Here is a 1882-nt window from a genome sequence, read left to right as displayed (position 1 = left end):
TTTGATGTCTGGTTTTCCTTGTTCTCCCTTCAATCGGTTGTTTTCATCTTTTAACCGTTGATTCTCTGATTCTAAGTCTTTGACTTTTAATTGTAATTGTTCTATGAGGTTCAGTAATATCTCTACTTTATGACGCATTGATGCGTCTGCAATACCTGAGGGGTCGATGGTTTGCAGTATATTGGAGGATGATTTGTCTTGTGAAATAGTCTTTGGCGTCATGTCTCCTATTTTATAACACTTTTTTTACTCTGCTTACTTTTTTTCTCTGCTACCCCTAATTATTGAGCGGATACAAAAAAGATGTGACAGAGGTATAAACCGTGGACAATCCGATACTGATTCACGCAGAACAGAACGAAGGAACAGCCTTTGGAGACCCAAGGTTGGTAAAAAAGGGGCGGCATTATATGAAGCAATGGGTCAGCATCAATCGGTAAATATTCGTCAAATCAGCCGAAATCGAGCTCAACAAGTAGGATACTATCGTTTTTTGGAGAATGAAAACGTGACCGTATCGGAATTAGTGCAAAGCCTATCGGAGCATTGCCAAAAAAATATAGAAGGACGGCACGTATTAGCCGTCAGTGATAGCAGTGAAATCAATTTGCAGTCCCACTCCGGCCGATTAAAACCCGAACAATTAGGGGTGGTTGGCAATAATACAGATCTGGGTTTTTATATACATCCTACATTAGTTTTGGATGCTGAAAATGGCTTTCCATTAGGGTTAAGCACGGTGCAACTGTGGAGTCGAGATTTAGATCATAAGAATAAGCATGAACGCAATTATCAAAATCTGCCGATAGAGCAGAAAGAATCATACAAATGGTTGGCATCCGCCGAGCGCAGTCAGCGGTGTTTCACTAAAGGTGGTGCCCTGATGGTCACTCACATTGGTGACCGCGAAAGTGACTTATATGAGGAATGGGCGACCGTGCCCGACCAACACAATCACCTATTGGTGCGCGTTCGTCAAGACCGTCGGTTATTAGGACAATCCCAATCGCTTTATACCTATTTAACAGAACAGCCTTGTGAAGGGGTTTGTACAATTAATGTACCAGCAGACGCACGTATTGGTCGGACAGCGAGAGAAGCATTGCTGATGATTCGGTGTGTTAGTGTGAAGATTCGCCGTCCCGATCACTTGAAAGCACGAGATTATCCACCCAGTATCACTCTTTATGCAGTCGAAGCAATAGAAGTTAATCCTCCGGCAGGGCAAGAGGCGATTCATTGGCGATTACTCACAACTCACAGGGTGGTTTGTTTAGAACAAGCACTACAAGTTATCCAATGGTATCGATGGCGATGGCGCATTGAACAACTTTTTGCCACATTGAAACAAGCAGGATTAAATCTTGAAGCTACACAGTTAGAGTCCGTAGTGGCCATTCAAAAACTCACTGTCTTGGCTTTAGGGGTTGCCGTGCGAACCCTACAAATGGTTGAAGGGCGCGATAATTCTGACTTATCTGTTTCCCTGGCTTTCTCTGATGCTCAACAGCAGTGCTTGTCTGTGATTGAACCATCTCTTCAAGGGCGCACGAAAAAATTGCAAAACCCCTATCCTCCCACTTCCTTACCTTGGGCTACTTGGCTGATTGCTCGACTTGGGGGTTGGTCTGGTTATAGTTCTCAGAGACCTCCCGGAATGCCTACCCTTGTTCATGGACTCCGACAGTTTGAATCCATCTTTGTGGGATGGAAACTAGCTCAGAATCAACTTGTGTGTACACGGTAGCCTTAAAAAGGGGAGTAGGGGGTGGGACAAGAAGCTCTTAAGGGAGCACCACAGAATGATTGATCCTATAATGACCCAAAGATAATTTCAGTGTGCAGCGTATCTTATGTCTCTAAAATCTATCATGAAACTGAC

The 1882-nt window shown here is 43.8% G+C and carries 1 protein-coding gene and 1 pseudogene; one reads left to right on the top strand and one right to left on the bottom strand.

The genetic code is table 11. The features are described 5' to 3' along the window. Window positions 1-222 (bottom strand): annotated as a pseudogene (locus JGK20_RS34115) (hypothetical protein); the annotation flags it as partial. 196 nt (window positions 223-418) lie between these two features. Here JGK20_RS34115 and JGK20_RS34110 point away from each other — a divergent pair. Then, window positions 419-1747, top strand: a complete 1329-nt coding sequence (locus tag JGK20_RS34110; RefSeq protein ID WP_293233821.1) for an IS4 family transposase — start codon at window positions 419-421, stop codon at window positions 1745-1747. The last annotated feature ends 135 nt before the right edge of the window (window positions 1748-1882 follow it).

This window comes from Microcoleus sp. PH2017_05_CCC_O_A, from assembly GCF_020738785.1.
Classification (GTDB): Bacteria; Cyanobacteriota; Cyanobacteriia; order Cyanobacteriales; family Microcoleaceae; genus Microcoleus.
Note: the sequence above shows the minus strand (reverse complement) of the source record. Positions and strands in the feature narration are given on the sequence as shown.

What these genes read in the sequence shown, in the direction of transcription:
- JGK20_RS34110 (WP_293233821.1), top strand. Translation starts at nt 419, where the DNA reads ATGGGTCAGCATCAATCGGTAAATATTCGTCAAATCAGCCGAAATCGA.